We start from the raw sequence: 13220 nt of genomic DNA, 5'->3' as shown, positions 1-13220 counted from the left end.
ATATAAGCACCATGAAAAATGTATTTGTTCTGCTTACGTGCTTACTGTTGTTGTCATCATGCCGCAAATTCCTGGAGGAATATACTACAGATCAAAAGTATGCCTCCACCACGGCAGATCTCGAGAGTCTGATGATCGGCGAAGCTTTTATAAATAATATACAACTATCTATCTACAGCCAGTCCACCCTGTCGGATATATCATCAGAATTGAGTGTCTTTGCTCCATGGCTGCATGTAATGGATGACGACAGTGAAGCATTTGTGGCGGACGTCGTGGAAACAAGTCAGGCCACCCCACTTTACAAACTGTCCGGTTTTCATAACTGGGGCCAGGTGCCTGCGGTTGATATTCTGAACGCCACGTGGGAAGAAACTGCCTGGCGTAGATTGTACAAACGTATTGGAGCTTTGAATGCAATTCTTTTCCAGGCGGCTAAACTGGCCGACGGTTCAGCCCAAAATCTGCAGTTAAAGCATTTACGCGGCGAAGCTTATTTTCTCAGGGGATATTATTATTTTATGCTGCAAAATATTTATGGAGCTCCCTACCGGAAAAGTACTGCTACAACAGACCAGGGTGTACCTGTAAAAGTTTCTGAAAAGATAGACGACCAATATTTTATCCGCGATAATAATGAGAAGGTCTACAATCAGATCATAGCAGATCTTAATGAAGCGGCCACCTACCTGGAAGGGTATAATCCAGACAACAGGATAAGGGTTGGCATTGCAGCTGTTAAGGCTTTGCAAAGCCGGGTATACCTGTATACAGAGCAATATGATAAAGTTGTTGCAACAGTGAAGGGTTTTGAAACAATGGGCTACAACCTTACTGACCTCAATCAGTATGTAGCGGGCAACAGCTTCACCTACCGGGGCGCTGGTGAGTCTATTTTCACCATGGGCTCATATGTTATTCCTGCCGTTTTTATGAACGACTCACTTTCTCAGTGGAGTGGCAATGATAACCGGGTTTCTGCCTTCAAAGCTTCTAATGATTTAGTGAGTATTTATGATACGGCGGATCTGAGACGTGTTGCTTTCTTCAGCAGGGCTGCTAAAAGTAAGTCCTGGTTACCGGCCAAATACCGCGCCTGGAGCACGTATAATGATCCTGACCAGGTATCCTGCATTTTTTCTTTCCGCTACGCAGAAGTAATATTGAATCGCGCAGAAGCATTGGCTATGACGGGGGCGGACGGCGAGGCACGGGCTGAATTACAGCTTCTGCGCATGAAACGCTTCAGGAATGCCGGTACTGACCAGCTCCCTTCATCCAATGAGGCGCTTGTTAATTTTATCCGTGCTGAACGGCGTCGTGAACTATGTTTTGAAGGACATCGCTGGTTTGATCTCAGACGTTATGCGGTGAATTCAAAATATCCATTACCATCTTCCTTTGTTATCAAACATCCTGTATACAGTTATGATGCGCCATCTAACACGCATACGCTGGTGGGTAATTATGTACTTAAATCCGTTGCGGAGGACGGTGCAGGCTGGCAGGTACCAATCCCTGACTATGCCATAGAATTCAATCGTGGCACTCTTACTAATCCAATTCGTCCTGTTCGTCAGATTCAACCACTATAATCCAGTGCACATGAAAAATAAAATATCTCTGATCGCCTTTTCTTTATTGACTTTGGCGGCATCATGCAGAAAGGAGGAAGAAACAGTTTTTCCTGACTATGATAAAAACTGGCTTGTGGTGGCGGATGATCCAAATGATGCAACGATTCATGCCAATTACCTTTTCTACAAGGAAACCGGGATACCTATATACATCAATGATACCATTGGTTCCCAGCAGCGGCGGGATGTGTTTGGACATGATTATACTTATTATGAAGTTTTGTCGATGAGCTACTCATTGGGTGGCCTGCAATCCGGAGCGCCACCAATAGTGCAGTCATTTACTTATTGTTCAAAAGCAGATGCGCCTGCTGCATTGGATTTTCTGAGGGCAGAGATCATACCGGCACTGCCGAAGGGAGTGCATATACCCAGTATCCTGCTTGTAGATACACTGAACAGCAATGCATTTGGTAAATATGCCTTTAAGGGATTCAATACAATTGTTATAGGCGCTGTGCCACAAATCCCAGGTATGAACGAAGCCACCAGGGCTGCTTATAAAGGAGCTATCCTGCGTGCTTTTCTTACCAATGCAGTACTCAGTGATAAATACAGCGCTACCCTGGAAAAATTTTACAATGCCTCCAGAAAATTTGTGACCTCGCGCGATGTATATGGTGTGTATCAATTCCAGCTTGCCAGCCTGGTAACAGGTCTGCCGCCAGGGGTGGCGGCTACACCACAGGCCATTGGATTCCTGGGTACCGATCCAAGAAATACGTATTACACGCCGATTTCAACATGGATGGATGTGTGTATGTACCTGGAGGCCGCGCTGGGCAATTCAGAGGCGCAGTTTAAACAGCTTTATGGAAACCAGGATAATATCATGATTAAATACAGTTATATCAAACAGATACTTACTGATATGGGAGTGCCTCTTAAGTAGCCGGTAAGGAAGCAGATCCCGGCAAAAACATACTATAAATAATAATTAAAATCAAATATGAAAAAGACAGTTTTATCTATCCTGCTGCTGGGTATTTCAGCGGCGGCCTGGGCGCAGCATGCCGTGATCAAAGGTAAGTTTGTGAAAGAAAATACCATTACAATGGGTACCAGCCAGATGTACCTTTTCAAGGCAGCTGATGGTGGTATGGTACCTGTGTCTATGATCCCGGTAGCCAGGCAAGACCATTCCTTTCAGGCGCAGCTGGCAGACAGTGATCTGAATGTGATCCGCTATATCGGATTCGCTGATGAAGTATATCCGGTATATATGCGGAAAGGCGATTCACTGACGATCGATGCAGGCTTAGGGAAGATCACCTACTCCGGCAAAGTAAATGCGGAGAATAAGGTGTTTGCTGATTGGAATAAAATTGTAGCGCCACTTAGAAATTTTAACTATACCAAAGATGGCTGGAAACGGGCAGCGGACGATTATGCCCCTACACTTGATTCCCTGGTAAAACCGGCAGAAGCATTTGTGAACAATATCAAAACAGGCAACACAAAATTTGACCACTATCTAAAAATGATGCTGCCATACAGTTTCAGATACGATGCCTTAGGTCCGTTTTTACAAGGGTTGGGATATGCCCGGCATGATCAATACCCGGCTTTTATTTCCAACATGTTTAAGACCGAGAATTATTCAGATCAGCAGATATGGACACTCCCTTTTGGTTATAGTTATATCCAGAATTCAGCATTTGTAAAACACTTCGTTTATAATTTAGAGAATGGATACCTGGAGAACGTCATTGTTCCTGAGATCACTAACCCAAAAATGAGAGCTGACTATGTGCTTACAGTATTAGCTCGCAAGGAATATCAGAAAATGGCTGCTTTTGTAAGTAAGAACAAACAATATATGGTCACAGATCAGCAGAAGAGCAGGATGAAAGTTTTTGAGAAAAGAGCCATTTTGAAGGAACCCGGCGGCGAGTCAATTGATTTTGCATATCCTGATAGAAATGGTAAAGTACATCATCTTAAAGATTTCCGGGGCAAGGTAGTATTGGTTGATGTTTGGGCTACCTGGTGTAAGCCTTGTCTTGCAGAACAGCCGGCGCTGGAAGCACTCGAGAAATCATTCGAGGGGAAAGAGGTGGTTTTCCTCAGTATTTCAATAGACACCGAGAAGGATAAATGGACGAATATGGTAGAGACAAAGAACTTATCGGGCATCCATTTATACTCTAACAACCAGGGAAGTTTGATCCAGGATTACGAAATAACAGAAGTGCCACGGTTCATCCTGTTTGACAAAAACGGTAAAATGGTGAGTTATGATGCCATCAGGCCCTCTGATCCGAAATTAAAAGAGTTAATCGAGTCAAAAATTTAATACTTAACAGCATATGAAATTTTTTTTCATTTCCATTCTGTTAACAATAGGCGTTTTGGGTAAACAGCATACTATTGCACAGGGAATAATATTCCAGGAGCTGACGCTTCAACAGGCCATGTCGAAAGCTGCTGATCCGGCAACGCCAAAACTGATCTTTGTTGATTGCTATACCAGCTGGTGTGGACCTTGTATTGAAATGGCCAAACAAGAATTTCCTAAAAAAGTATCAGGAGACTTCTTCAATCCTAAGTTTATTCCTGTCAAATTCGATATGGAAAAAGGAGAGGGCATTGATATCGCTAAGAAATATGATGTCAAAATGTTCCCGACATTCCTGATCCTCGATGCAAAAGGGGAGGAAATTAACAGGGTAGTAGGAAAAGCGGGTGCAGAGGAGTTTATTGAAAAGGTGAAGGTGGCTTTAAACCCTGATAATTCAATGGCAAAGTTGAAGGCAGCTTACGAGAAGGATAAGAATTTTCGTACAGGATTGCCTTATGCAAAGGCGCTATACGAAAATGCAAAGGATCCGTCTGTTGTGCTGAGTGAGATTTTTGACAATGCGATGGATTATGAGCGATTCAGTGTTGACTATTTAGAATTGACGCTGGGAGCGGTGGAATTTGGCAGCCCTTTCTTCAGAAAGCTGATGTTAGATAAAAGCAACATTGACAAGGCATTGGGTACAGAGGTTGCCAACAGGATGATCTTTGACAAAGTCCGTAAGCATATGTATCTGATCGCAAATGAAAATGGCGCCAGGTACAATGTGTTTTACACGCCCCGGCAGGTGGAGGATATAGCATATACCATTGCATTGCTGAAGCTGGATCCGATGAAGCAGGAGGCCCACCTCTGCAGGGTTGCGTTGTATGTTGTTAACAAGGACCTGGATGGGATGATTGATTACTATAAGCGGTATATAGTGTATTTACCGGATAATGATGTCTTTAAAGGTATACTGGATGGTATCCTGGCGGGTAAAGTATCTAAGGCTACAGATGCCCAGAAAACTGCTATCAGGGAGTATTTTCAGATGGGAAGCAGGAATGCTGAAAGGCAGGCAAAGCATTATAAGTCCCAGTTAGAAAGCATCAGTAAATAAGGGGAAGCATTGAGGTCCCCGGAATTTTAAAAAGAAGTCAAATGAGTTTTTTTTCGAAAGGATATGCAATCAAATGGACCGTTTTATTGGCAGTGAATATTTTATTTATAGCTGGTATAGCGGTCGGACAGACGTTTACGGACGATGCAAAGATAGCTGCCGGCTTCCTGAAATCTTTCGATTCCTTATCTGCAAAAGAAAGGAGTATTAGTGCAGAAGACGCACAAAAGGCACTTATTGCAGAACGGAGCGGGGTAACGGCGGACCTGGTGAAGCCGGTTTCAAAAGAGCTGTCAGCCCATACCCTGTACGAAAAGGCAAAAAACGCAACCGTTATTACCGGGGTGGCCTATCTGTGTCCCAGGTGTGAAAACGTGCATCTGAGCGAATCAACAGGATATATCATTGATCGCAAAGGAATCATGGTTACCAATTACCATGTTGCGGCTTCCTATGCCTTTATGAAAGACGGCAATAAACCAAAAGGCTTTGTAGCGCGTATGGCTGATGGACGTACCTATGCAGTAAAGGCCGTTCTTGCATCGTCTAAGAAGAATGATCTTGCCGTCCTTCAATTGGATACCCATGGTGACGTCTTACCCGCTCTTTCGCTGGCTGATTCAGTTGAAGTTGGCGACAAGATCTATATACTTGGTCATCCCAAAGGAATACATTATTTCTTTTCCCAGGGGAATGTGAATAATAGGTATTTGGAAGAAGTTGGTGAGGGCGACCAAAAATTCTTCCGCGAGATGATATCTGTATCAGCTGACTACGCCACCGGTTCCAGCGGCGGACCTGTAATGGATATTTACGGTAATGTGGTTGGCACGGTAGCCAACACACGTATGTTTTTGCATAGTGATATAAATGCAGGTGTACAAATGGTGCTGAAGAATACGGTGCCTGTTGAATCACTGTGGAAGCTGATACGGGAATAGTTTTTACGCGTGGGATTTTTATTGGCCCCTCTGGTTTATTGGAGGATCGTTTTTTAAAAACGATCCTCCAATTTTGTTAAAAAGTATCGTTCAATACTCGGAGCAGGACGGGGTGCTTCCTGGGAATTTGAGAAGGCTTTTAATTTTCTGAATGGAATTGAAACAACTTCTGCAGAGCAATTTTCAATTATCAGGTATGGGTGTTATATTTACCCCCCAAAGTATTAAGCGCGATTATGAAAAAACTCCTTCTTTACGGTATTGTGTTGCTGTTGCCTGCGGTACTTCATGCCGCCATCAGGTTACCGGCACTCGTTGGCAGCAATATGGTGCTGCAGCAAAACGACAGCATAACCATCTGGGGATGGGCAAGCCCTTCAGAAAAGATTACGGTATTTACAGGCTGGGATAACAAAACGGCGACTGTTACCACCAGCGGAGATGCGAAGTGGGCTTTAAAAGTACATACTCCGGCAGCAGGAGGACCTTATGAAATAAGACTGAAAGGATCCAATGAGATTATTCTGAAAAATGTCCTGATCGGCGAGGTATGGCTATGTTCAGGGCAATCCAACATGGAATACAGTTACTATAACGGTATCCGGCAGATAGCTGCCGAATTGCCTGTTTGCAGTAACAATAACATCAGGTTCTTTAACATACCCAAAACTACTGCGCCATATCCACAGGACGATTGTCCGGGAAGCTGGGAAGTATGCGACAGCAATAGCCTGAAGCCTTTCAGTGCAGTAGGATACTTTTTCGGGGTACGCCTTCAGAAATCGTTGGGAGTACCTGTTGGCCTGATCAATGCCAGCTGGGGAGGAACACCAGCAGAAGTATGGGCGCCGGAGCATCTTGTAGCCGATCAGCAACAACTTTCTGCAGCCGCTGCCAAGCTGGCCCCGGCCGCATGGTGGCCACATAAACCAGGTTATGCTTACAATGCGATGATAGCTCCTCTTATCAATTTTAACATAAAGGGAGTTATCTGGTACCAGGGAGAAGCCAATGTGAACACCGCCGATACCTACATGCCATTGTTCACCGGCATGATACAGGCATGGCGTGAGGCGTGGCATAAGCCGCTGCCCTTTTACTATGTTCAGATTGCACCATTTACCTACGAAAAGGAGTATCAGGCTGCATTCCTTCGGGAGGCACAGGCACGCAGCAGCGTCCTTCCCGGAACTGGTATGGTTGTAGTATCTGACGTTACAGAAAATGTGAAAGATATTCACCCGCAGGATAAGAGATCAGTTGGTAACAGGCTGGCCGCCTGGGCCCTGGGGGAGAACTATGGCAAAACAGGGTTTACCTGGAAAAGCCCTGTACTCAAAGAAATGAGCATCAGCAAAAACAAAGCAGTACTTCGTTTCACCAACGTTCCCACTTCTCTCCGGATCAATGGCAAAGCACCGGTTGCCCTGTATATAGCAGGAGCGGACCATATTTTCTATGAAGCATCCGCAAAGGTGGAGAAAGGTGCACTGATCGTTTGGAGTAAAAAAGTAGAGAAGCCAGCATCGGTGAGATACGCTTTCTCCAATGCTGCTATCGGTAATGTTTTTTCTTCCGAAGGTTTACCTGTTGGTCCTTTCCGTACTGATAGCTGGCCAGTTGCACAGTAAATGAAAATAGGAATTGGGAAAAGCTGAAAGCTTGTTTTTCAAAGCCGGAGTGAAGAAGTCGTTGATGCCGATTATTGATGCCATGAACCAATGGGGTAATGCTAATCGCAGCTTTTGGGAGAATGTTATTAAGAATGATCCTAAGATTGGAGAAACTTCAAAAGCGACGTGCCAGAATTATAGGAGCATGAATATAGAGCGTAAGATCGATCGGATGAGGGTTTCTCAAATTCTTCAGAAAAAAAAGCCTTCAAATCTTTCGACTTGAAGGCTTTAAAGCTTGTGGCCCCAGGTATCGTAACCTCGAACAAATTATGCAGGATTGGGTGGATTTGGGAGGTGTTGTAGTTTAGCCATGCTGATATGCTTCCTGCAAAAACGTTGTTATCGGAGTTAGTTTTCTGCCGATAAGTTTTTCCATATCATCACTTACCATCTCTGCATCGCCCTGCGCTTGTGCCAAAATAATACTAATGTATTCTTCAGGAATGCTTACGCCTTGTTGCTGCAATGTTTTCCTGAATTCTTCTTCCGTCGGGGAGATATAATTAATGGTCTTTCCTGTGAACTCAGAAATATATCTTGCTATATCTTCATATCCGTAGGCTTCCGTATTCACAAAATGATAGGACTTGTTTTCATGTCCTTCCATAGCAAGAATGGTTGCGGTTGCCTCCGCCATTTCTGAACGTAAGGCCACACTTATTTTCCCGTTGCCTGCGGGCAGATAAATTATTCCAGTTTCCAGCACATTACCAATAAAGTAGGGTATATACTCCATATACAAACCGTTTTTCAGAATGGTATAGGTTAATCCGCTTTCTTTTAACCACTTTTCAGTTTTAATGTGCGCTTCAACGAAGTTCCATAGTGGAGAATCCTGACCTTCTATCCTAAACTCGCCGCTAGTGTAAATGATATGTTTAACACCTGCATCCATCGCTGCTTTTAGAACCTGTTCATGTTGGGAAGTGCGATTGGGTATGTCAGTTCCAGAAACAAATAGTAACTTATCGATACCTCTGAAGGCTCTCACCAAAGATGAGTAATCATTATAATCTCCCACACGGATGTTTATGCCTTTCTCGTTTAGATCTGTCGCTTTTTCTGTATTACGCACTAGTACGGCTATCTGACTGGTTTCAATTCCTTTCTTCAACAAAAAATCAATGGTTAATTTTCCGAAATGTCCTGTTGCTCCTGTTATTAAAATCATCTTTTTGAATTTTTACTTTTAAAAAATACATTTGTTACCTAAAGGAACTATAATAGTTTCAGATGTTAACCTGTTACAAGAAGGTAACAGGCAAAATAGTGGTAACGATATGGTAACTAAAGAACGCAGTTGTAATGACTTTAATAATTGCCCAATAACGACGGCAATGGAGATAATCGGTGGAAAATGGAAACCGGTAATTTTGTATAATCTTCTTTCTGGTACGAGACGGTTTGGTGAAATCGCAATTCGTATTCCGACCATTTCAAGAAAAATACTTACTGAACAATTGAAGGAATTGGAAAAAGACGGATTGGTCATACGTAAACAGTACCAGGAAAACCCACCCCGCGTTGAGTATTCTCTTACTGATAAAAGCAAAAGTCTTATATCCGTGTTTGAGAGGATTGCTGATTGGAGCAATGAACACCTATTGACGAAGTCCCCTCCGGATAGTAAATGATAAACAACCTGAAATCGAACATGGTTTCAATGGCATACTATCTATAATATCCCCCATGCGCTCTGAGCAAACATTTTGAATAAGCAAAAAAATTACGGTTAGTGGTGAGCAGGCTTATGATTTTGAAGAAGTGGCTCAGCTCATTTCTGAGGCAAGTGGCATTAAGATCAATTACGTTTCTCCATCGGAAGCCGAATTGAAAAAACACTAAAAGATTACGGCCTTCCTCCAACTTTAATCGAACTGAGTTCATTATCTGCTAAGGTAATAGTTGAAGGCGAATTTGATAAAACATCAGATCCATTTGAACTGATCAGTGGCCGCAAGCCGATCAGTTTAGCAAACTTTCCAGGCCAACAATATGGTGATGAAAACAATTAAGTAATATTCTATAATTCAAATCAGCTGCGGGGACCCCGCCCCGTCAAACATGGGATCTTTATTTGAAGGCAAACACCCACCAAAGAAAAAAGGACAAACTATCTTTCGATAATTTGTCCTTTCTTGCGGACCGGACGGGACTCGAACCCGCGACCTCCGCCGTGACAGGGCGGCATTCTAACCAACTGAACTACCGATCCTTAATACAGACGGGCCTTTCAGCCGATCTATATCCCCCTTTGGGGAGTGCAAATGTAGCAACATTATTTTCAAACAACCAAATTTTTTTGAAGAAAATCAGAAATTTATTTCCCTGCGGGAGAAATGCAGATCGCTGTTACCCGCTACTGTAGGATATTTTGGACGTAAGCATCTAACGGGAACGGTTATATCACCGGGAAAGAACTATCACCCGGATTTTGATATATTTAAAGTATTTCACATATTGCAGAGGTGTTTGTAAACGACCCGTAAATAAAATGAGTTATACCGGTATCATCACCCTGGCAATTATTCTTACTAATGTGGTTATTTCCTGGAAAGGATTTAAAAGCCGCGCCTTTTTCAATAAGTATGAATTTGAAGTGGAGAGGATCCGGCTATACAGGGAATACCGGCGTTTAATCACCTGCGGATTCCTGCACGTGAGCTGGAAACACCTGATCTTTAACATGATCTCCCTCCTGCTTTTCAGCGGGATGCTGGAAGCGGATATGGGGCCTGCAGCTTACGTTTGTATTTACCTGGGAAGCCTTATCGGGGGGAACCTGCTTTCCCTGTACATTCATCGGCGTGAAAGCGACTATAGTGCAGTAGGCGCATCCGGGGCGATCTGTGGAATCATTTTCGCTTCCATCGTCCTGTATCCGGGTATGATGGTGAGCTTCTTCGGACTGTTTCCCGTGCCGGGATGGGGGTATGGCATCGTGTATATATTGTATTCTATTTACGGCATTAAGTCGCGCCGCGATAATATAGGCCACGACGCCCACCTGGGAGGTGCTATGGCGGGCATGCTCATCGGGCTGATGATAGAACCGGCGGTGATCATGCAGCATATCGCTGTTATCATTGCGCTTACGGTACCCTGTGTATTCTTCATGTATGTAATTATCCACAAACCTCACATTATCCTGGTTGATAACTACTATTATAATCAACACCATGTGCTGGCGGATATCGATGATGTATATAATGTGGAAAAAGCCAACCGCCAGAAAGAACTGGATGCTATTCTCGACAAAATTCATCACAAAGGGATCAACAGCTTAACCAAAACAGAAAAGGAAAAGCTGGAACGATACTCCCGCCAGATAAGTTAATAACGGAGCAGCCGACGGCCGGTTTCCTGGATGAAACCTGATCCATCCGGACCGGCAGATAGGTAGGGGGCATGTGTATCCGCCCAATTTTCATTACTTTAGTGGCGATACCACCAACCTTATCAACCATCAGCGTATTCTGCAACGATAATGCACGATAATATCTATATTGACAAATCACTGTTTCAGCGCATTTCTGAGGGCGATGAAGCGGCATTTGGTATCCTCTTCAATACTTCCCTGACAACGCTGGAGCCATTTATCCGGAAAATGGTGAAGTCGCCCGAAAACGCCAAAGAAGTGATCCAGGCTACTTTCCTGCGGGTATGGCTTAGCCGCGACAAGCTTGCGGACATCGATCATCCGAAAGCCTGGCTTTATAAAGTAGCCGCCAACGAATGCTACACTTACCTGAAGAAAGAAGCTACTGAATACCGGTTGCGCGGAACAGTAGCGGCAACAGCCGACGAAACCGACACCGCTACCAGGCGGCTTACCTTAAAAGAATTGCATACTATTATTGAGGAAGCCGTGATGTTACTGTCGCCGCAACGCCGGCGTATTTACCAGATGAGCCGCAACCGGGGCATGAAGATCCCGGAAATAGCCACTGAACTGGATTTGTCGCCCAGCTCCGTAAAAAATGCACTGGTATTTTCCCTGAAAGCCATAAGGGAACACCTGCGCCGCAACGGGCATGCCATCCCGCTTGTTTACCTGATCTTTATCTGTAAGTAAAAAAATATTTTTAAACAGATAGGTCCTTTATGTCGTCAGCCTATTCTTAATACCGGGGAGCCGTTTAAATCCCGGTTTTCTTTTTACGCATGCAGGAGCAAAGGGTTATATATTTATTGCAGCAGCGGCTTTCCGGGAACGAAACCGCCGCAGAGCAGGAAGAGTTGTACACATTGCTGGAAGATGACGGCAATATGGAAATACTCATGGCCGCGCTCACGGATCTGATGTGGCAGGCCCCTGCTGATACAGCAACGCCGGATACAGCCGCCCGCACCGCTTTACTGCAAAGTATTACCGGCGCAGATCTTACCACTCCCTTTGTGGAAACAGCACAACCCGTGAAAACAGTGTACCGCTTCTGGTGGGCTGCCGCCGTTGTGGCCGGCCTGCTGTTCGCCACCGGTTTATATTTCCTGTTCCGGCCGGTAGCATCCGTAAAACCCACTCCTGCACTCGCACAGCGTTATAAGAACGATATCGCCCCCGGCGGCAATAAAGCCATGCTTACCCTGGCAGATGGCTCCCGCATTGTACTCGACGAAGCCAAAAATGATACACTCGGCAAACAAGGCAGTACCAGCATCATCAAACTGCAAAACGGACAGGTGCTGTACCATGCCACCGGCGCCACCGCCCCGGTTACTTACAATACATTAAGCACGCCCCGCGGCGGACAATACCAGCTTACCCTGCCGGATGGCACACGGGTATGGCTCAATGCGGCCAGCTCCCTGCATTTCCCCACAGCCTTTACAGGTAGCAACAGAACAGTGGAACTCACCGGCGAAGGGTATTTTGAAGTAGCGCCACTATCCGGAAAACCTTTCCTGGTAAAGGCCAACGGCGCCGATATCACGGTGCTGGGCACTCATTTTAATATCATGGCTTACACCAATGAAAGCGCCCTGGCGGTAACCCTGCTGGAAGGCGCCGTAAACGTAGGCCGTAACGGTACCATAAAGAAACTGCTGCCCGGACAACAGGCACGCATCAGCAACAATAACAACATCACGGTAACAGGCGCTGATGTGCAGGAAGCCGTAGCCTGGAAGAACGGCTTTTTTATCTTCGACCGCGCCGACATTACCACCGTGATGCGGCAGCTGGAACGCTGGTATGATATAGAAGTAGTGTATGAGGGCACGCCGCCTCAAATGCGCTTTGGTGGTGGTATGCAGCGCAGCCTCCCGCTGTCGGGTATCCTGAAAATCCTGGAAAAGAATGGAGTACTGTTTAAAATAGAAGGAAGAAAAATAACCGTATTACGATCGTAAACAAGCCATATTTTTTAACACTTAAATCTGACCAGCTATTGTATTAGAAGTAATCAGGATCAACTAAAACCAGCGCCATTAAAAAACCAGTGATGGGCAAACATCACTGGTTACAGGCAATAAATTATTCGTGTAAACTCATTTTTATCACCGAAATCAAATGTATGATTTTAACTGCTTTGTTCCAAAACAGAGAAGAGGGATCGTATT

General features: G+C 44.6%; 11 protein-coding genes and 1 tRNA gene. 10 read left to right on the top strand and 2 right to left on the bottom strand.

Going from position 1 to position 13220, the window contains the following annotated elements; genetic code table 11:
- Window positions 1-11 precede the first annotated feature (11 nt).
- From V7S65_RS16365 to V7S65_RS16340, 6 genes are all read left to right on the top strand, one after another.
- A complete protein-coding gene (locus V7S65_RS16365) occupies window positions 12-1595 on the top strand; it encodes a RagB/SusD family nutrient uptake outer membrane protein (protein ID WP_336387284.1) in 1584 nt (527 codons plus the stop codon).
- A gap of 10 nt (window positions 1596-1605) precedes the next feature.
- Entirely contained in the window at window positions 1606-2529 is a 924-nt protein-coding gene (locus tag V7S65_RS16360) for a hypothetical protein (protein WP_336387283.1), read from the top strand.
- A gap of 57 nt (window positions 2530-2586) precedes the next feature.
- Window positions 2587-3933 (top strand): TlpA family protein disulfide reductase, encoded by a 1347-nt coding sequence (locus V7S65_RS16355; protein WP_336387282.1) that lies wholly within the window; start codon window positions 2587-2589, stop codon window positions 3931-3933.
- A 13-nt stretch (window positions 3934-3946) separates the two neighbouring features.
- Window positions 3947-5041 carry a thioredoxin family protein gene (locus tag V7S65_RS16350; protein ID WP_336387281.1) on the top strand — a complete coding sequence of 365 codons (1095 nt, stop codon included), beginning with the start codon at window positions 3947-3949 and terminating at the stop codon, window positions 5039-5041.
- Window positions 5042-5082: 41 nt separating this feature from the next.
- A complete protein-coding gene (locus tag V7S65_RS16345; RefSeq protein ID WP_336387280.1) occupies window positions 5083-5982 on the top strand; it encodes a S1 family peptidase in 900 nt (299 codons plus the stop codon).
- A gap of 236 nt (window positions 5983-6218) precedes the next feature.
- A complete protein-coding gene (locus V7S65_RS16340) occupies window positions 6219-7613 on the top strand; it encodes a sialate O-acetylesterase (protein WP_336387279.1) in 1395 nt (464 codons plus the stop codon).
- A 349-nt stretch (window positions 7614-7962) separates the two neighbouring features.
- Here V7S65_RS16340 and V7S65_RS16335 read toward each other — a convergent pair whose 3' ends face one another.
- Entirely contained in the window at window positions 7963-8829 is an 867-nt protein-coding gene (locus tag V7S65_RS16335; protein WP_079469137.1) for an SDR family oxidoreductase, read from the bottom strand.
- Window positions 8830-8860: 31 nt separating this feature from the next.
- On the opposite strand from V7S65_RS16335, the gene V7S65_RS16330 reads away from it, so the two are divergent.
- Complete coding sequence (locus V7S65_RS16330) at window positions 8861-9292, top strand: winged helix-turn-helix transcriptional regulator (protein WP_227024382.1); 432 nt, start codon at window positions 8861-8863, stop codon at window positions 9290-9292.
- Window positions 9293-9799: 507 nt separating this feature from the next.
- Here the strand turns inward: V7S65_RS16330 and V7S65_RS16325 are convergent.
- A tRNA-Asp gene (locus V7S65_RS16325) sits at window positions 9800-9873 on the bottom strand.
- 279 nt (window positions 9874-10152) lie between these two features.
- On the opposite strand from V7S65_RS16325, the gene V7S65_RS16320 reads away from it, so the two are divergent.
- The 3 genes from V7S65_RS16320 (at window position 10153) to V7S65_RS16310 (ending at window position 13010) form a co-directional block, all read left to right on the top strand.
- Window positions 10153-10995, top strand: coding sequence for a rhomboid family protein (locus V7S65_RS16320; protein WP_111576556.1), 843 nt, complete (start codon window positions 10153-10155; stop codon window positions 10993-10995).
- Between the two features lie 150 nt (window positions 10996-11145).
- Complete coding sequence (locus V7S65_RS16315) at window positions 11146-11733, top strand: RNA polymerase sigma factor (RefSeq protein ID WP_079469135.1); 588 nt, start codon at window positions 11146-11148, stop codon at window positions 11731-11733.
- 89 nt (window positions 11734-11822) lie between these two features.
- Window positions 11823-13010, top strand: coding sequence for a FecR family protein (locus V7S65_RS16310; protein WP_336387278.1), 1188 nt, complete (start codon window positions 11823-11825; stop codon window positions 13008-13010).
- Window positions 13011-13220 lie beyond the last annotated feature (210 nt).

The sequence above is a fragment of the Chitinophaga sp. CCNWYY40 genome (assembly GCF_037483205.1).
GTDB classification, from domain to species: Bacteria; Bacteroidota; Bacteroidia; order Chitinophagales; family Chitinophagaceae; genus Chitinophaga; species Chitinophaga ginsengisegetis.
Note: the sequence above shows the minus strand (reverse complement) of the source record. Positions and strands in the feature narration are given on the sequence as shown.

What these genes read in the sequence shown, in the direction of transcription:
- V7S65_RS16355 (WP_336387282.1), top strand. Translation starts at nt 2,587, where the DNA reads ATGAAAAAGACAGTTTTATCTATCCTGCTGCTGGGTATTTCAGCGGCG.
- V7S65_RS16335 (WP_079469137.1), bottom strand. Translation starts at nt 8,829, where the DNA reads ATGATTTTAATAACAGGAGCAACAGGACATTTCGGAAAATTAACCATT.
- V7S65_RS16340 (WP_336387279.1), top strand. Translation starts at nt 6,219, where the DNA reads ATGAAAAAACTCCTTCTTTACGGTATTGTGTTGCTGTTGCCTGCGGTA.
- V7S65_RS16320 (WP_111576556.1), top strand. Translation starts at nt 10,153, where the DNA reads ATGAGTTATACCGGTATCATCACCCTGGCAATTATTCTTACTAATGTG.
- V7S65_RS16345 (WP_336387280.1), top strand. Translation starts at nt 5,083, where the DNA reads ATGAGTTTTTTTTCGAAAGGATATGCAATCAAATGGACCGTTTTATTG.
- V7S65_RS16365 (WP_336387284.1), top strand. Translation starts at nt 12, where the DNA reads ATGAAAAATGTATTTGTTCTGCTTACGTGCTTACTGTTGTTGTCATCA.
- V7S65_RS16350 (WP_336387281.1), top strand. Translation starts at nt 3,947, where the DNA reads ATGAAATTTTTTTTCATTTCCATTCTGTTAACAATAGGCGTTTTGGGT.
- V7S65_RS16360 (WP_336387283.1), top strand. Translation starts at nt 1,606, where the DNA reads ATGAAAAATAAAATATCTCTGATCGCCTTTTCTTTATTGACTTTGGCG.
- V7S65_RS16315 (WP_079469135.1), top strand. Translation starts at nt 11,146, where the DNA reads ATGCACGATAATATCTATATTGACAAATCACTGTTTCAGCGCATTTCT.
- V7S65_RS16310 (WP_336387278.1), top strand. Translation starts at nt 11,823, where the DNA reads ATGCAGGAGCAAAGGGTTATATATTTATTGCAGCAGCGGCTTTCCGGG.